Annotated in this window: 20 protein-coding genes and 1 pseudogene; 3 read left to right on the forward strand and 18 right to left on the reverse strand. The window is 33.6% G+C overall.

The window, feature by feature from the left end:
- Positions 1–9: 9 nt before the first annotated feature.
- From AB5359_RS08080 to AB5359_RS08100, 5 genes are all read right to left on the reverse strand, one after another.
- Positions 10–1,050: a MupG family TIM beta-alpha barrel fold protein gene (locus tag AB5359_RS08080; RefSeq protein WP_048685955.1), complete on the reverse strand. Its 1,041-nt coding sequence runs from the start codon at positions 1,048–1,050 to the stop codon at positions 10–12.
- Between the two features lie 129 nt (positions 1,051–1,179).
- A complete protein-coding gene (gene nfr2 / locus AB5359_RS08085) occupies positions 1,180–1,734 on the reverse strand; it encodes an NADH-dependent flavin reductase subunit 2 (RefSeq protein WP_003649936.1) in 555 nt (184 codons plus the stop codon).
- Between the two features lie 11 nt (positions 1,735–1,745).
- Positions 1,746–2,288 carry an NADPH-dependent FMN reductase gene (locus AB5359_RS08090; RefSeq protein ID WP_003652143.1) on the reverse strand — a complete coding sequence of 181 codons (543 nt, stop codon included), beginning with the start codon at positions 2,286–2,288 and terminating at the stop codon, positions 1,746–1,748.
- 135 nt (positions 2,289–2,423) lie between these two features.
- Positions 2,424–3,047 (reverse strand): TetR/AcrR family transcriptional regulator, encoded by a 624-nt coding sequence (locus AB5359_RS08095; RefSeq protein ID WP_003649934.1) that lies wholly within the window; start codon positions 3,045–3,047, stop codon positions 2,424–2,426.
- Between the two features lie 143 nt (positions 3,048–3,190).
- Positions 3,191–3,433 (reverse strand): hypothetical protein, encoded by a 243-nt coding sequence (locus tag AB5359_RS08100; RefSeq protein ID WP_011678984.1) that lies wholly within the window; start codon positions 3,431–3,433, stop codon positions 3,191–3,193.
- Positions 3,434–3,512: 79 nt separating this feature from the next.
- On the opposite strand from AB5359_RS08100, the pseudogene AB5359_RS08105 reads away from it, so the two are divergent.
- Positions 3,513–4,925, forward strand: a pseudogene (locus AB5359_RS08105) (C69 family dipeptidase).
- A gap of 50 nt (positions 4,926–4,975) precedes the next feature.
- Here the strand turns inward: AB5359_RS08105 and AB5359_RS08110 are convergent.
- The 5 genes from AB5359_RS08110 to AB5359_RS08130 all read right to left on the reverse strand — a co-directional run bounded on the left by AB5359_RS08110 (position 4,976) and on the right by AB5359_RS08130 (position 8,606).
- Positions 4,976–5,653, reverse strand: coding sequence for an ABC transporter ATP-binding protein (locus tag AB5359_RS08110; RefSeq protein WP_048685957.1), 678 nt, complete (start codon positions 5,651–5,653; stop codon positions 4,976–4,978).
- Between the two features lie 17 nt (positions 5,654–5,670).
- Complete coding sequence (locus AB5359_RS08115; RefSeq protein ID WP_048685960.1) at positions 5,671–6,723, reverse strand: ABC transporter permease; 1,053 nt, start codon at positions 6,721–6,723, stop codon at positions 5,671–5,673.
- 6 nt (positions 6,724–6,729) lie between these two features.
- Positions 6,730–7,251, reverse strand: a complete 522-nt coding sequence (locus tag AB5359_RS08120; RefSeq protein ID WP_020807095.1) for a TetR/AcrR family transcriptional regulator — start codon at positions 7,249–7,251, stop codon at positions 6,730–6,732.
- Between the two features lie 119 nt (positions 7,252–7,370).
- Positions 7,371–7,970, reverse strand: a complete 600-nt coding sequence (locus tag AB5359_RS08125) for a histidine phosphatase family protein (RefSeq protein ID WP_003652155.1) — start codon at positions 7,968–7,970, stop codon at positions 7,371–7,373.
- Between the two features lie 9 nt (positions 7,971–7,979).
- The gene (locus tag AB5359_RS08130; protein ID WP_048685963.1) at positions 7,980–8,606 is read right to left on the reverse strand and encodes a histidine phosphatase family protein; all 627 of its coding nucleotides are present in this window, start codon (positions 8,604–8,606) and stop codon (positions 7,980–7,982) included.
- 120 nt (positions 8,607–8,726) lie between these two features.
- Between AB5359_RS08130 and AB5359_RS08135 the strand changes: the two genes are divergently transcribed.
- Positions 8,727–9,476 carry an alpha/beta hydrolase gene (locus AB5359_RS08135; RefSeq protein WP_048685966.1) on the forward strand — a complete coding sequence of 250 codons (750 nt, stop codon included), beginning with the start codon at positions 8,727–8,729 and terminating at the stop codon, positions 9,474–9,476.
- A 39-nt stretch (positions 9,477–9,515) separates the two neighbouring features.
- Here AB5359_RS08135 and AB5359_RS08140 read toward each other — a convergent pair whose 3' ends face one another.
- Genes AB5359_RS08140 through AB5359_RS08150 form a run of 3 tightly spaced genes read right to left on the reverse strand, consistent with a single transcriptional unit; the run spans position 9,516 to position 11,279 of the window.
- Positions 9,516–10,118, reverse strand: coding sequence for a DUF975 family protein (locus tag AB5359_RS08140; RefSeq protein WP_020807099.1), 603 nt, complete (start codon positions 10,116–10,118; stop codon positions 9,516–9,518).
- Between the two features lie 53 nt (positions 10,119–10,171).
- Positions 10,172–10,930, reverse strand: a complete 759-nt coding sequence (gene yaaA, locus AB5359_RS08145; RefSeq protein WP_077410538.1) for a peroxide stress protein YaaA — start codon at positions 10,928–10,930, stop codon at positions 10,172–10,174.
- Positions 10,920–11,279 carry a hypothetical protein gene (locus AB5359_RS08150; protein ID WP_048685967.1) on the reverse strand — a complete coding sequence of 120 codons (360 nt, stop codon included), beginning with the start codon at positions 11,277–11,279 and terminating at the stop codon, positions 10,920–10,922. The genes yaaA and AB5359_RS08150 overlap by 11 nt, the downstream gene beginning before the upstream one ends.
- A gap of 113 nt (positions 11,280–11,392) precedes the next feature.
- On the opposite strand from AB5359_RS08150, the gene AB5359_RS08155 reads away from it, so the two are divergent.
- Positions 11,393–12,082, forward strand: coding sequence for a hypothetical protein (locus AB5359_RS08155; protein ID WP_020807101.1), 690 nt, complete (start codon positions 11,393–11,395; stop codon positions 12,080–12,082).
- A gap of 54 nt (positions 12,083–12,136) precedes the next feature.
- Here the strand turns inward: AB5359_RS08155 and AB5359_RS08160 are convergent, their stop codons facing one another.
- The 5 genes from AB5359_RS08160 to AB5359_RS08180 form a co-directional block, all read right to left on the reverse strand.
- On the reverse strand, positions 12,137–13,036 hold the full coding sequence (locus tag AB5359_RS08160; RefSeq protein ID WP_048685968.1) for a PEP phosphonomutase: 900 nt from the start codon (positions 13,034–13,036) through the stop codon (positions 12,137–12,139).
- A gap of 109 nt (positions 13,037–13,145) precedes the next feature.
- Complete coding sequence (locus AB5359_RS08165) at positions 13,146–14,936, reverse strand: glycerophosphoryl diester phosphodiesterase membrane domain-containing protein (RefSeq protein ID WP_077410542.1); 1,791 nt, start codon at positions 14,934–14,936, stop codon at positions 13,146–13,148.
- A gap of 68 nt (positions 14,937–15,004) precedes the next feature.
- Complete coding sequence (locus AB5359_RS08170; protein WP_020807103.1) at positions 15,005–15,766, reverse strand: serine hydrolase; 762 nt, start codon at positions 15,764–15,766, stop codon at positions 15,005–15,007.
- A gap of 208 nt (positions 15,767–15,974) precedes the next feature.
- On the reverse strand, positions 15,975–16,826 hold the full coding sequence (locus AB5359_RS08175) for a MurR/RpiR family transcriptional regulator (RefSeq protein WP_368280110.1): 852 nt from the start codon (positions 16,824–16,826) through the stop codon (positions 15,975–15,977).
- 49 nt (positions 16,827–16,875) lie between these two features.
- Positions 16,876–17,652: a DUF4931 domain-containing protein gene (locus tag AB5359_RS08180; RefSeq protein ID WP_048685972.1), complete on the reverse strand. Its 777-nt coding sequence runs from the start codon at positions 17,650–17,652 to the stop codon at positions 16,876–16,878.
- Positions 17,653–17,704 lie beyond the last annotated feature (52 nt).

Raw genomic sequence — 17,704 nt, forward strand, 5'->3', positions numbered from 1 at the left:
TTGTAATCCCTACTTTTCTAATTTTTTAAAAACAACTTTTTGTCCTGGCTCAATATGTGAAAGCAAACTACACTCATTAGCACAAACCTTACCAACTATTCTTACTTCTTTATCAGCTGGTAAGTTACGCTTAGCAATATGGACTTCATCGCTGTTTAAGCCATTACTATTAATACTAATAGTTCCAGCTGGACGGTCTAAAGGCAACTCTTGAGCTTCAAGTTGGGGCAATTTTCCTTCACAATGTAGTCTAACGATATCTTGAGCGAGATACAAATAATTATGCCACTGATTTTCTTCAAGAAGTGAACTTTCTTCATCTATTACATGAAGTGTAATTGCATGTTCTTTAGTATAACGCGCGAAAGACTTGATCGTTTCGCTAGTTAGACGATCACCTACAATAACATTGCTGCAAGCTAAGCCTTTCAAGTTAAGAGCAGCAGCTAAGGGGTAAACACCTCGTTGAGATTCAAGCGTAGTCTCTCCAGCAAAAAATGGACCTCTCTTAACGCCATCTCCTGAAATAAAAGCTGCCGTTTCTAAATTACATTTACGTAGCCATTGATTTTTCTTCTTAAACCAATTTTCATCCATTCCAGTTTCTGATTGAGAATAAAAATCAAATAAAGCCCTAATATGATCAAAGTTAGCTGCTTCTTCTTTTAAATGGGTAATATCTTCTGGCTGCAAATAAATTGCATTTAAAGATACCCACATAGATTTAGATAATTTAGATACAAACCGCATCAATACTTGATCATTAATTCTTAAGCCTGTAACATTGAGTGTCTTTAATTTTTCTACATCAGCTAAATCATAGCCTAAATAATGTAAATCATCTTGCGACACATCAGCCATGACCTTTAATTCTAGATCCTTGCACCAACTAGTTAACTGATTTAATCGCTTTAAAATTGTCTCTGCTTTGTCATTTAATCCGGTCAACGAAGTAAATACCTCGTTAAAACCAGCGTTTCTCATTCCCAGCAAATAATTATGGTCATCCGCTGTTAAATCTTTATCCAAGTAAACTGAAAAACCGAGCATCTCAATCTCTCTTTTCTAAGCTTTGTGAAAATGCTTTCTTTCATTAAAATGATAAACTTTAATGACAAAAAAAGCTAGATAGAAAATATCTATCTAGTTCTTTTTCACAATGCAAAAATAAGACTTTACTTATTTTTTAGCTTGTTCAACAAATTTGACAAAATTGTTGAATGCCAAGTCAATCGCATGGATTGTTTCTTGGTCTAATAAATCCCCAGTATTTTTATCAAATTTATCTGCAGCATGCCCAATTAAAACTTCATTTCCTGGCAAAACATTAGCACTTTGATCAGGTGAAAGTAAAATTTCACGCATTTCTTCTTGTGCCCTTGAAGCTCCTTGAATACCATAAGATGCACCCAAAACCATAACTGGCTTCATTTTCATCACATCTGCATTTCCTTGAGCGTGGCTACCAGTCCATTCCATTGCGCTCTTCAATGAAGACGGGATTCCGTGGTCATATTCTGGTGTAGCAAAAATCACACCATCGGCTTCACGAATTTTATTTTTAAATTCTTCAACCTTGCTATCTGGTTGTGCTTCTTTCTTGAAACGAGGTAGGTCAGCAATTTCATATACTTCAATTTCAGCTTGATCTTGATAACGTTTAGCCATAAATTGTTCCAAAAATCTGTTATATGAAAAATCTGCATTCGTACCAACAATTGCTAATAATTTCATGTTCTACCTCCCTACTTGCAGTTACCTACTTCAGAATAGAAAACGTCGAATTCATCAAAGAAATGGTCTAAAAACTTAACAGTTCCATCTGGTAAATCACCATTTTCATCAAATTGTTCTGGAGCAGTTCCCATCATAAATTCATCTCCATTAAACACTTTAGCGCTAAAACCTGGAGAAGAAAGTACCATCTTTAAATGACTTTGTCCACGAGCAGAACCTTGTGGCAAAACTGAGGTCCCTACAATAACCACTGGTTTATCCTTAAACGGATGCTCAGCTGATGAAAGCCATTCTAAAGCACTCTTTAAAGATGAAGGAACTGAGTGTTGTTGCTCTGGCGTAGAGATTAAGACTGCATCAGCTTCAGTTACTTTCTTAGCAAAACTAGCCACTTCAGCAGGTTCTTCGACTCCCTCTTTAAACATTGGAAGATCTCTAACCTCTCCTAATTCAATGTCATATCTACCAGTAAAATGCTTTTTAATAAATTTTAGCAAATCACGATTATAAGAATGATCTGCATTGCTACCCACAATTGCAAAGAGCTTCATTTCTACGTCACCTTTCTCTTAACTATCTTTCCCTTAAATTATACGTTTTAACTTTATAATTTTGAAAGCTATATTTTAATTTTAACAAAAAAACACCACTTTCACTTGAAAGCGGTGTTTAATTAATTCATAAAATTAGCCTAGACGTTCTTCAAGAGAAGCATCGGTGTCTGCAGCAAATAATGGATTTTCTTCCACATTAGTAAGACGGTCATTTAGCATCGCATCATGGATTTGCGCCTTCAAAACGCTAACCATTTGCGCTTGCGTAAAGTTTGCCATCTTGTTAATGAGTAAAGTTGCTAATCCAGTAGCAGCAATCCAGTTGGCAATGACAATATGCTTGAGTCTTTCATCAGAATATTGTTCTGCATCAAATTGTTGCTTGAATTTTTCGATTCCAAGTCCCATCAAAGTATCAACAATCATTTGATTGCCAAACTTACCATCTACAAACATTGCTCTAAATAAATCAACATGTTCTTTTGCAAAGTACAAGTATGAAAGATCTAAATCAATCAATGGTTCACCTGTAAAGTTCTGTTGAAGAGTGTTAGACTTCAATTCATCAGAAATTCTTGCTAGAACTTGATTACGTAAATCCTGCATATTTTCAAATTCAAGATAAATTGGTTGGGTTGAGCAGTTAACTGCCTTTGCAATATTTCTTGCAGTTAAACTTTCAATTCCACCACGAACTGCTAATTTATAAGCAGCATCGAGAATTCTTTGCTTGTCTATTTCCTTTTTTCTAGCCACTTTAATTACCTCACTTAATTATATTATCAACATCAACACATAGAGATCATCTAAAAATAACAGAAATTGTCTAACATCTGTTATTTTCTCCGTGACTATATTATAACAAAAAAATGAAAATGTGGAGAATTTTATCTCAATTTCTATAATCTTTTAAATAAACTCGAATCATCATCCCCAGTAAATTGATCATAATGGGAATTGACCATTTCAATAACTTGTTGTTTATCTAGGCCTTCATTTGCAGCAAATGCAAAAAATGCGGCTGAAAGAATATATCCTTTTTCACGATTATCAACTAAATTGTCAGAAAATTCCATATTAATGGTATTATCTTTGTAATCAGTTGTAAGAATAATTTTTTTATCTTCTGGTAATTCTGCCATTTTAATGTCCTCACTTATTTTTAAGTTTTATACGTTATACAATATAGATTATATTATATCAATAGAAAGTGTGAAACCTATGACATCTCCTGTTGGACGTTCTTCTTGTACATCGATTTTAATTGGCAAAAAAGCCACTGTTGATGGCAGTGTAATTATTGGCCGTAATGAAGATGCAAAAACCGCCTGGCCAAAGCATCTTGCGTTTAACCAACATCAAATAAAGAAAAATAACATTTTTAAATCAAAAGATAATAAATTTCAAATAACACTACCTAATGAATGTTTTTCTTATTCCTCTACTCCTGAATGGACAGATAAATATGGTGTATTCGAAGAGGACGGAATCAATGAATATCACGTTGCAATGAGTGCTACAGAAAGTGCTTATGCTAATGACCGTGTCATGGCTGTTGATCCCTTCGATGAAGAAAAAGGCATCCTAGAAGAAGCAATGATAACGGTTGTTCTACCTTTCATTAGGTCTGCTTGAGAAGGAGTAGAACGCTTAGGTAAAATCATCCAAAAACATGGAGCTGCCGAAGCAGACGGGATTTTATTCGCAGATAAAAATGAAGCTTGGTACATGGAGATTGGCTCTGGGCATCACTATGTTGCCCAACGTATCCCAGATGATTCTTACGCAGTTGTTGCTAATCAATTAGCAATTCAAGTAATTGATTTTAATGATAAAAAGAATTTTATTGCTTCTCCTGGAATCCAAGATTTTGTTTATCAAAACAATCTTTGGCCAAAAAACAAACCATTTAATTTTAGACTTATTTTTGGTACACATGATGATTCAGACTTAACTTACAATACGCCTCGTGTTTGGAGTGGGCAAAAACTTCTAACTCCATCTGTAGAGCAAAATCCCGAAAGTTTTGACTTGCCATTTATTAGAAAACCCGATCATCCTGTGTCAATTCAAGAAGCACAACGTATCTTAAGCGACCACTTCAATGGTACAAAATATGATTTAACTAATTCAAAAAATGAGGGGCAGCCTGCTTATCGCCCAATCGCTGTAGCTACTACTCAAGAATCACATTTATTACAACTTAGAGATAATGATATGGTGCACTGGCTAGCAATGGGAATAGCTGCTCAAAGCGTTTATATTCCTTTCTATCCTCAAGGAACTAAAGTACCTACGATGTTTAAATATGGCAAAGAAGAATTTACAACTAATTCTGCCTACTGGGTATTTAAAATGGCTAGCGTCTTAGTTGATCGAAATTGGAGTAAATATGCGACTGATTTAGTTAATACACAAAAAGCAACTAATTTATCCTTAAACAAATTACGTGTTGAATATGATAAGAAATTAGCTCAAGAAAAAGATGACGTTAAACAACTTGATCTAGTAAACGAAGCAAACAAAAAGCTAGCTGATGTGGCGGTTAAAAATTATCAAAAATTAATTGCTAAACTTATTACTGCACAAACTGCTGACTCACCTCTACGATTTAAGATTGACCCTAATTTATAATAAAAGAGATAGCAAAATACGCAGGTTCAAATTGATACCTGCGTATTTCTTTACCCTTTTTTTAAACTTAAACGTCCATCTAACATTTCATAGATTTTATCAGAATACTTATTAAGCCTTAAATCATGGGTAACTAAAATAATTGCCTTTTCTTTTTGTTTAGCTAGGCTTTTAAATAATTTTCCTACTTCTTCAACTTTTTCACTATCTAATGAAGCTGTAGGCTCATCAGCTAAAATAATTGCTGGATCTGCATATAGAGCTCTTGCGATTGCAACTCTCTGCTGCTGACCACCAGATAATTCTTTAGGATATTTATTTATTAATTGCATAATTCCTAATTCATTTAATAAATTATCCAATCTGTCTTTACCCATATTGCCACTTTTTTTAACTTTATCTACTAAAATAAATTGCTCTTTAACAGTCAAATATGGCACCAAATTATAAGCTTGAAGTACAAAGCCTATTTTATCTAATCTTAAGGCATCAGCTTGTTTAGGCGAATAATTCGTTACATCTTTTCCACCAATAAAAACTTCACCAGAAGTAGGTTTCTGAAGGGCTCCCGCAATCGTTAAAAAAGTACTCTTACCAGCTCCGGAAGGACCTTCAATTAGAACAACTTCTCCCTCTTTAGCTTCAAAGTTCACATCTTTAAGAGCGTCGACCTTAGCATTTCCTTGGCCGTATGATTTACTGATATTTTTTAATTCAATTACTGACATATAGAACTTTTCCTTCCTTAAACAGCCTTTGAAGGGTCAACTTTAAGAATTGATTTAATTGGAATCAAACCACCGATTATTCCCATTAAAATCATCCCAGCAAAAGTCGAAATCATAATCCATGGTGCAAAATTAATTGGCACAGTAGCCGGCATCACGCTAACTGTAATGAGCATCAGAATATATGCTAAAACCGTACCTAAAATCACCAAAATAAGCGATTGACTTAACGTTGCGCCAATTAAAGTCTTGCTTGGAATTCCTTGTGCTCTTAAAACCGCATAATTTGGCATCTTTTGCATCGTTAAAATATATAAAAATACCGCAATAATAATTAATGAAATTACGAACAAGAAACCAATCATTAATTCAAAAGTTGAATTTTGAGCAGTATAGCCGGGCAACTTATTAATAAAAGTTTGCTTGTCATAAGATTTAACATTCTTAGCTTTGAAATCTAGGTTCTTTTTAGAAATAATCCCAGAAGCTTCAACATTTGGGGCCATTGGACGTAATTTTCTCCAAGTTGCCATCGTACCATAAGCAATTGGAGCGATATTAATTTTGGCATTTTTTAAGAAACCAACAATTTTATACTTTTGATCACTTCCATTTAAGGTAACTTTATCACCCAGACGATAACCGCGATCCCACATAATTTGATCAACAGCTATTTCATTGTTATGTCTAGCTTTTCGACCAGAAACAAGTTCTAAATCTTTATATATGTATTCGTCTTTCTTTAAACCGACAAATTGAGCAGAAATCGTCTGATGTTTCTTCTCCTTAACCACAATAGGTACTAAGCCAACGAAGCTATCATTACTGGTCTTTTTAAAGTCTTTCAAATCTGCCTTAGTAAGAAGTGACTGACTCAAACTTACATTAGCATTGTCATTCAATACAACTGATTTTGTTTGCCAACTGTTAACTGCCTGCGTATTTTGCGAAGCTAAACCAACTGCTAGCGATGAAAGCATAAAAATTAAATATGAAATTAAAAAAATCATCAAAGTAATTAAGCCATAACGCAATTTTTCGTATTTTATTTCTTTTAAAGCTAAAAACATTTTTGCCTACTTTCTTTGCAATAAACATAAACTTTCATGATAACGTTTAAGGATTTTTGCTTTATTCTTTTTATCAAACAAGGCTAAATCGATTGCTTCATGAGTTAAAACCATCGCAGCCCAAACTTGAGAGTTCAAATTTAGAAAAGCATCTTTTTGCTTCTCATCTTCTCCTATAAAGGCTTGATTTTGACTAAGGTGCAATTTAATTAAATCAAAATAAATACTATTTTCTGTCTGATCAATAAAATTAACAGTCATCTTATAAAAAAATTCTGGGTCAAATTCTTTTAGCCTTGTTGGTGGTCCCATATGGACCTCTTTCATTGCTAAACTATAGAGATAACCATATGCATCTTTTAAATCTCCAAAATATTTATAAAATGCTCCCCTAGCAATACCTGCATCCTTTACAATCCGCGCTACTTGAGCCTTAGCTAAAGGATAAGTACTAAATTCTTTCAAGAGTGCCTGTGCAATTTTTTGCTTTTTTTCATCCGATAGATTTATAAATGTTTCACTAACCATATCATTTCCTCTTGTGACACCGTGTCATTTTTAATACACTTAAGTTTATTCTTAAAGTGACACTGTGTCAATATTTATGAATAAAAAATCTCATGCCCTCTTTCTGCATGAGATCTTAATTATGCTAAAACTCGATTATAGTAAACTAAAGTACCAAATTCTTGGTTAATATCCAATTCTGCTAGTCCACAATTTTGCATTTGATCAAAGCACTTAATATCACCATTAGTTAAAAAGTGAGCACAAATCATTCTACTTACCACACCATGGCAGACTACTAAAACTGTGTCATTTTCATGCTTTTGGTACAAATCATCAAAGAATGAAGCAATTCTTCGTCTGAAATCTTCTCGTTTTTCAACGTCTGAAGCATACTTATAAATATTATCGGTAATTAGACCTTTTTTATTAAAAGCATCTGGATACTTCTTCCGATATTCAAACGAAGATTTTCCATCCCAAGAACCATAATTTAATTCTTCAATTCGCTTATCGGTTTTGATTGGAGTTTTATTACCTACAAAAATTCTGGCAGTTTCTTGCGCTCTTTTTAAAGGACTAGCATAAACTGCATCAAATTGACTAGGATCAAAATTTTTAGCTGCTTTTTCTGCATAAGCACGCCCTTCTTTGCTTAGATCGGGATCAACGCTTGATCCTTGAATCATCCCTTGCTTGTTCAATTCAGTAGTTCCATGACGTAAAATTACTACTCTCATAAAATCTTATTACCTCTTAGTTCCGTAATATAAAGGCTCTGTCCGATTAAATGTCATTAACCGTGGTCGCTCAATATCATCTTTTTCAAAATGAAGTTCAGTAAAACTGACATTTCTGACTGTCATTACATCTTCAATTTTTAGTTTAAACCATCTAGCTATTAAACTCCTAATTACAAAACCATGACAGACAACCATAATCGTTTTGTCATTAGAATATGGTTGAATTTCAGCTAAAAATTCTTCAACTCGATCAGCTACCTGCTTAAAAGTTTCGCCATTTTTAGCATATTTTGTATATTTGCTATTGATGGTTCCTAAATCATCAAATGCATCTGGATATTTTACCTTCAATTCTTCCGCATGTTGACCTTCCCATGAACCAAAATCCATTTCTTTAAGCCGACCATCAGTAATAATATCTTTTTGAAAATCAGTTAAAATCTGCGCCGTTCTTTTAGCACGAATTAAGGGACTAGCATATACTTGGTCAATTTTATTATTATCAATTATTTTACTTACTTCTTCTACTTGTTTCACGCCAGCTTGGCTTAAATTAGGGTTACTAGTACCGCCGGAGATTACATCTGAAGTATTGTGCTCACTAACTCCATGTCTCACTAATAACAAATCCATATCATCACAATCCTTTATTTACTATTCAAGAAAATATTATACTAAAAATTCATTAAGCTACTAAATTAGCTCACATGTCAGACTATAATGAAGTTAAAGAAAAAGAAAGTAGGCATTTATATGGCAACAATTACAATTGAGCGCGATGGCTTGAACTTAGTTGGAACTCGTGAAGAACCTTTTGGAGAAATCTATGACATGGCAATTATTTTTCACGGTTTCACTGCTAACCGCAATACACTCCTTCTAAAAGAAATTGCTGATGAACTACGTGACGAAAATATTGCTAGTGTGCGTTTTGATTTTAACGGTCATGGTGATTCTGATGGAGAATTTGAAAACATGACTGTTCTAAATGAAATTGAAGATGCTAATGCAATTTTAAATTACGTTAAAACTGATCCACATGTACGTAATATTTATTTGGTAGGGCATTCTCAAGGTGGTGTTGTTGCTTCAATGCTTGCCGGACTCTATCCAGATATTATTAAAAAAGTAGTCCTTTTAGCTCCAGCTGCTACTTTAAAAACTGATGCTCTCAAAGGGAGTACGCAAGGCGTAAAGTATAATCCGGACCATATTCCAGATCGCTTACCATTTAAAGATCTAACATTAGGCGGTTTTTACTTACGCGTTGCGCAACAATTACCTATTTACGAAGTATCAGCTCACTTTACCAGACCAGTCTGCTTAATACACGGTACAAATGACACAGTGGTCTCCCCCGATGCCTCAAAAAAATACGATCAAGTCTATGAAAATAGTACTCTTCACTTAGTTGAAGGTGCAGACCATAGCTTTACTGATACCTATCAAAAAACTGCAGCTGATCTAACTGCAGAATTTTTACAAAATAGTAATACTTTTTAATTATAAGCAAAAAGAGAAATCGACACCGATTTCTCTTTTTTATGCTTCAATAGTCTTTTTGAACTGGTCACCAGCTAATTGGCGGTAGTAATTTGCTTTAGTTGCTTGATAATAAGGAGTAAGCCAGAGCCAACCTAAGCCTAACGGAATAGTGGCTAAAATTGCCCAACCAATAAAACTTAAATCTAATAAGAATAACTCACCCTTATGACCATCCATTAATTTGCGGCTTTCACTAATTGCTTCAGTTGGTGCAATATCTTCGCCGGCTTCAGCCAGATCCTTAACAATGTATGGTGCCATTGAATAAGAATATCCTTTAACAATTCCTGGGATAATTAAAAGAATTGTCCACAAAGAAATAAAAATATTAACGAGCAAAGATGTTAATAACGTTGGCAAAAACTTACGACTAGTAAATCCAGAAAACATAGCGCTAAAAATATTTTCAATCTTTTTACCATCTGCTAAGGTTAAAAACGTATAGGTAACACCATATAAAACCATTCCGCCTAGAATTCCAACGCTAAAGGAACTAGTCAAACTAGCCATAATTGCGCCAACCAAACATAAACCAACTGCCCAGAACCAATTACCACGTAATTGTTCTTTCGCATTTGATTTTAACTCAGATCTTTTCATTTTTATTCTCCCCAAAATTAAATATAAGAAGATTTAGCATTTATCCATATTAATTACAAACGTTTTTTAAAGACGTAGGTTTCTCTGGAAGAATCTGCTGCAGAAAATAGATAACCAAAATCAGAAAATTTTTTCAAATCTTCTGGATCATTAATTTGTTCTTTAGCCATAAAACGCACCATTTCTCCACGCGCCATCTTCGCATGAGTAGCACTTTGACGCCATTTTCCATTTTTATTCTCTAAAAACTTAATTGTGATCATTTTTTGACCATCTTTTAAATACGGAGAAATCAAACGTGAATACTCTAAAGATGCTAAATTAATAACAGTTTCTGCATTATTAAATAGTTCTTGATAAGATAAGTCTCCCCAAAAATGATACAAACTATAGTCTTTAAATCCTGTCATTTGCGTTTTTAATTCTAAGCGATAGGAAATTACACCATCAAATGGTCTCAAAATACCGTAGAATCCCGATAAAATACGTAAATGATCTTGAAGATAATCTAATCCTTCTTGCGGTAAAACATCTCCAGCCAAATATTGATATTGAATCCCTGAAAATGCCAAAATCGCTGGAGTCAGATTTTTATCAAGCTTACTGGTCAAAAGATTCCTTTGATTTGCTCGGACAATATTATTATTTGCTCTCCACAAATTTTGTAACTGCTCGAAATCTCTAGTCTTCAAAAAATCTAACAATTCTTGCGTCTTGTTTAAAAAAGCAGGCTTAGATCTAACTAAAAAAGTGTCTTGATCAACTTTCATTTTCTTAGCAGGAGCGATAATTATTCTCATATTATCTGACATTAGCAACCACGATAAATAAAATAATTAAACTAATAACTGCTAAAATAGCAGAAATAATTAATTCCACTTTTCTCTTTTTCTTATCTTGCGGATTAGCTGCAATGTACCTAGCACTAGCTGCCACGCTAATAAACAAGAACATAATGAACAGCCATAAAAACAACCCAATAATATTTGGCAATGCCCAATAAATTTGTAAAGAAACTAAAACTGCCAACACTAACGTACTAATAATTAAGCCACGCAAAAAATTAACATTTTCATGCTTATGATAATGAAGTACTGTTTGATAGCCAAAATATACGATAAAACCAATTATAATATATAAAATAATATTGAAAATAACCATTTTTTATCCCTTCTATAGTCATCTTAATTATACGTGAAACTATTTTGCTTTGCTTAAAATTTCTTTTCCACTTATAATCAATCTTGAATACGACATAGAAAGCGAATAATAAAATGTGTGAAAAAGAAGATTTAAATATTGGGCTTGTTTTGCAATATCAAGTTGCTCCTAAAGGTACAATTAATGCCGATGCTCTGGTACGCCATGCACGCGACTTCGGTTTTAGAGGAGTAAGTATTAAAGATGGCGACGACTCACAAGTGGCTGCTTTACAAGATGCTTGTCAAAAATATGCAATAAAGTTTTGTCAAAAACGTCCAGCAGAAAAATTAATCTCTCCTGACGTATTAGCTAAATTAATTGCTGCTCGTCTAGATGACATGAATATCTATTTTGAAGTTAAATTAAACCAAGATGGATCAATTAATAACGAATCAGAGCCAGCAATTGAAACTTTGCGTAAGTGGATTGATCGCTTCGGTCATGCATATTATGAAAGCCGTGCTGACCACGAAATTAAAGCAGATGAAGATAATGTGCACGTCTTCTACAATGCTATTGCCAAATATCAACGCTATATTTTTATTCATATTCCACTTGAAGATAGCATTGAATTAAAGCACGTTCCTCATGTTGAAGAAGCAGCTTGGATTGATACTCGAAACGAAGTAGAATTTGATCAAGATGGTGACCATTTGCATTTAAAACTGAATCGTAAAGCTGATAGTGAAAAATTTTCTGTCTATGGCTTACGTCTCCAGCTCCACCGTCCAGAAGATGATTTAGGTAAAACTGAATATTAAAAAATAAAGAAGATATCACGAGCCAATTTTGCCAAGATATCTTCTTTATTTTCTTTATCTATTAATTGAACGTGCCATTCGAGAAATCGTATGGTTCATCCCTCTAATCGTCTTACTTAATTCAAAAATAGTCTCAGTAGGCGGAACTACTCCCCAGGCTGCATCACCAATATGTTGCACGTCAACGCCGCAGATTTTATTTTGTAAGGCAATATCATGAACAGTTTGAGCACCAGAACTTTCCTGACTAGTTCCGATTGTACTCATCACTAATCCTCCATGTTCATGAACCATTTTTACTATTTTGATTAATTCTTCGCTAGTAAAACCTGGAACTGTGCCAACAGCTGGAACTAAAATCACGTCTGCTCCTGCATCTAGAAAAGCTTTAACTGATTCTTCATTAGCAACTGGTTCATCTACTCCAGCTCCATGCATTTTTCCGGCAATAATCAATCCTGAAAAGTTTTCCTTAGCTGTTTTTACAGCTTTAGCAATCATTTTATTAGTTACGCCTGTACCAGGATTTCCAGTAAAGCAAACAAAGTTAAATCCAAGCTTTTCGGCAGCTTTTATTGAGTCAGCTGTTGCAGTCCTACCTAACGAAATTTGTAATTTTGTCGATTCCATCTTTGCACTATTATCGACAGGCTCTAGATTTACTCCAATTGGTCGACCTGTTAGTTTTTGAAGTTTCTTAACTGTATCTTCTGGCTTGTCCACTGTTAATCCACTTACTTTAGGGTTCAAGGTATCGAATAAATTCAATAAGATTAAATCAGCCCCAAAACCAGCCGCAATTTCTGAAGTCGTCAAGCCATCAATTGCCGGCTCAATAACTACATTTTCACTTAGTACAGTTCTACCTTCACTAGCTTTGATGCTTTGTTTTAATTCTGCACCATTCATCTTTAAAATTTCACTGGCATTTGCACTTATAATTCTAGTAACCATTTCTCTAGCCTCTTACTTTTTTCAACCAATTGACGTTTATTGAATGCTTCCATAAATTGGAAGTAAATCAAAATATTGGCGTAGCAACAACTGGTATATACCCATACTATCATGAAGCGCTTTCGTCAGGCAATATCAAAATAAAGTTTAACAGCTTATTCGCATAACTCCGATTATCTTCAAAATCTTTAATAGTTTCATTTAATTCAGCAAGTTGATCGGTAATAATTCCATTCACATTGTCATACATCATCTTCATCATCATATTTGGGGTATTAACCGTCCAAGCATAAACAGGCTTATTCTGCAATTGCGCTTGCCAAATAAAGTCATTATTTAAAGTTGAGTATTCCATAGAGTATCCATTGGCCACGCTTTGAGGATAGGTGAAATTATATGGCTGAATATATAAAACAAATAACTTAGGATTAATCTGATGCAAACCTTCAATCACTCTATAGTCTAACGATTGAACTTGATATTTTCGTTTAATAATTAATTTTCCATATTTCTTATTAAAATTCTGAAGCATCTTAGGCGAATCATTTGGCGTTGTCTTAACTTCAATCAACAATTTTTGTTTTATTTTAGCAGCGGCTTTTAAATACTGATCAAAACTAGCAATTTTGGCCTGATGTCCATCTTCATGAAGCGTAATTCTAGTTAGTTGCTTTAAAGTTAGATCTTTTGGCGTTTTATTAATTCCAGCTAATTGTTTTAAATTTTCGTCATGCATAACTACGAATTGCTTATCTTTTGTTTCATGTAAGTCAATTTCTACATAATCTGGATGAAGCTTGGCCGTCTTTTTCAAAGCTGGAATAGTATTTTGTACGCCATTTTTATTACTTACTCCGCGGTGTGAAACGGTAAGCGGACGCTGCATATCGATTTCTTTTAAATATAAAACATTGTTTGCACCAGCAGCAAGTGCAAAAACTAGCATTAAACATAAAGCTAGCATTTTTAGTTTTATTGTTTTTTTAACTTTACTTTGAAGCTTAAAACTTTTTAATGGCGCCACCACAATTAAAAGCGAAACAACGCTAATCCAAATTGCAACTAACTCACTGACTAATTGAACCAGTAAAAGATTAAATACAGCAAAGTTAAAACTGATATTTCTCGGCAAATGATCTAAGCCTAATTGGCAAAGATAAATTAACAGATTAAAAATCAATAAAATTATACTTACACTAAGCCCTAATACTAACAGGCGACTCAGGATCTTCCACCAATACTTATGACTCGTTAATTTCCAACTTTCCTTCATAGCAAGAAAAGTCTTTTTTCTTTGATAGATCATAATTGGAAGCGTCAAAATAAGACGAATACCCAAAATGAAAGCCAACAAGTAAAAGATTATTAATCCACTAGCAAGCCAAATATTCCGTATCATAAAATCTAAAATAAATTCTGGAATTTGAACCTTAGCTAGTAATGGTGTTCGATAAACTAGATCAGCAAACGGAACAATTAACAAGAAATACACTGCTAGTAGCAAAACTGAACTAATTCGAACTGATCGATATGATTGCCATAGTTCTTTAAATAAGACCCTCAATGAAAATCTTCCCTGAGAAATTTCTCTAATTCCTAATAATATCAGTGAAAATTCACCATAAATTACTAGAAGTAAAACAATCAATTCAAGAATTAAACAGAGAAACATCAAAGTGTGTGTACTGATAATCGTAATAATATTTTGATATGAAATAAACGGAATTGCGCTAGCTTTTAAAATAGCTGTAGTAAGATACCTAAAAAGCGGAATAATAAGCACCTGCGTAAAAAGATCAATTCCAATAAATAAAGCTATATATTGAAGCCAATATTTTCTGAAATTATTAGTATACTTATTTATTTCTTGAAAAATATTCTTCAAAAATCTATCCTCCATCGTTATGTTCTTGTTGCTATTGTATTCTTTAGAGCATAAAAATAGGAATCCTAATTCTCCCCGTATTCCTATTTTTCAATCTTAGCAGTTTTTACATGTGAAAAGATCAACTTACTTAATTCTTGGAAGAATAAACGATCTTCTATATCTCTTCCCTTATAACTACTTAATACAGTACAAAATACTGGTGCTTTCTTAGTCATAAACGCACAAACTTCATGACGCGCCCGCCTATCTCGACCCAATTTATTGTAGGTAAGAATATTATCACCATAAAAAGTTAAATCAGTTGGAATAGTATGATTGCTTAAGGCGTTACGAATCAATGCACAGAATGGATTTTGAGTGGTCATCAAATGAGTAATTAGTTTATCAACACTAGTGGCTGTACATTCATTATCTTGCCCACTAGCTGAATAACGCATTAATTCTCTTCCTAATCTTAAACCAGGATAGTTTTTCTTTAGCCACTCATCAATTTCATAAATATCAAATTTTTCAATTAATAAATTAGTAGCCACATTATCTGTTATCGCACTAGTTAAGTAAACTAAATCTCGAACACTCCAATTAGTGCGACGCAGATCCCCAATAATTCCGGCACCTCGTACCCGTGATAGATCAGTGACTTCCATTTCTTCATTCACAATTTCAGGATTGTTTTTCCACTGGTCCTCAATATATGCAGCAATCGCGAGGTCAATCAAACTTCCTGCTGGGAAAACCTTCTCAGCTTGATGTTGATACATTACTTGGTCGCCATATTTAACAATTACACTTGCATCGATATCATACTGTTGGATAATTTCAGTAATTCCATCCTTTAACATAAAGCTATCGCCTTCCCTATAGAATTAGACAAAACTTAACTTACGTTATCTTATATATTATGTCAGTAGTTTTATTTATAAAATCATTTTAAAACTTTTTATTATCATGCCGCAAGATAGCTGCAAATATTCAAAGAAAAAAGCTGCTTAAAGCAGCTCTTTATTAACTATTTACAATAATTATTTAATATAATAATGGAATACCATATTATTCATTTAATTGTTTTAATTGGTTAGTTATTAATTCCGTTTCTCTAAATCTTTCTTCTAATCTTGGTAGTTCCTGGTTAATTGTTGCTAAAAATAAAACACTTGAAACAAACATCTCAGAAAAAAGTGAATTAATAGCCCCTACTCTGAGTAGCTTTTCATCAGTTGATACACCTAATACAACATCTGCGAGCTCGACTAAAGGAGACTGACGTGAACGTGTAACGACAATAATTGGAGTATGATTTTTACGAGCTTGATCCGCCATTAACAATATTTCCTGCGTTAATCCACTATAAGAAAAGATTACTAAAGCATCCGTAGAATGCGAATAGCAAATTCGCTCTAAGGCAATATGAATATCCTGATTAAAGACCACATTCTTATCACTACGAATAAATTTATAATAAAGATCTTGGGCTGGTAAACTTGAAGCCCCTACTCCAGCTAAATAAATTCGATCAGCATTCTTTAAAAAATTGATCGCTTGATTCAAGGCAAGCCCATCAATTAAATGAGCTGTCTGCTCTGTATTTTTCTCAATACTTGATAAAAGTTTCTGTAATACAATATGTGGATTATCATGATGATCCACAATTGGATCAATAGTTTCTTCGTTGTCCTGCGGCGTATCTTGAGCTAATTGAATTTGAAAATCCTTAAGCCCTTTAAAACCAAGTTGCTGACAAAACCTAATCATTGAAGCAGCGCTGGTTTTAGTCATCCTTCCTAGTCCTTGGGCATCTTCTTGTAAAAATGTTTTAGGATGGGCCAGTAAATAATCAGCAATCCTCTTAGATGCCCCTTTAAAGTTAGGATAATTATTTAAAACTTTTGTTGATAAATCCATAGTGTACCTCTTTTTCTAATACAACATTTTAAGGTACTGAAATATTATTTCAAGACTTTTGCACAAAGTTTAATAGCCTATTGGCTTCTCTTCTTAATGTCTGATTATCATTACATTCAGATAATTTATAACCTACAAAATATGGTGGGGCATAAAATCGTGGAATGATCTTGCAACAGATTCCGTCTTCATTGGGATAGAAGAATAGATTATAAGAATCGCATCGACCGCCATACATTTCTTCTAAAATATATTGCACGCCGTTTTGAATCCAATCTGCCCAAAAGTTTAAGCCACTGTTTTTTAATAAATTGATATTTATTTCCTGAAATCCTTGTATAGGGTGAGTTGCAAAATTAACATCCATATTATTTGTTTCAAAGACCTTAATTCCAGTAAAATTATTGGCATGAATATACTTATAGCCGTCTTCTTTATCTAATCCTACAATTTGCATATGTGGATGCGATAAGGATCCATTAGACTTGGGACCAAAATTTTTATACCAAAGGACTGACTCAAATTTGCCACTTTGCCGCATTTTATTGAAACACTTCAAGGCAAATTTCATCAATTCTCGGTTATATTCTTTTGAATAGTTGCTTACATCCCCATCATGGTCATCAGATTCAATCAGTACTGTCTGTTTTGTATCTTTCAATGTTGGGAATCGGTTAGCTAGCCAAATCATTGGTCCATTTATTTGATAGATATCGGTTAAGTTATCAACATCGCAAAAAGGGCAAGTATTATCTCTTTCAGCATTAAAACTGGACGGCTTATCTTTAGCTATTGCAAATTCAAATATAAGTGGATCATTATTCAAGTTTTTGCTCCTCTCCCTAAAAAACATTTGCACTTCAGTCTCTACTCTACTA

The organism is Lactobacillus sp. RTP31084st1_F9_RTP31084_210423 (assembly GCF_040919545.1).
Classification (GTDB): Bacteria; Bacillota; Bacilli; order Lactobacillales; family Lactobacillaceae; genus Lactobacillus; species Lactobacillus paragasseri.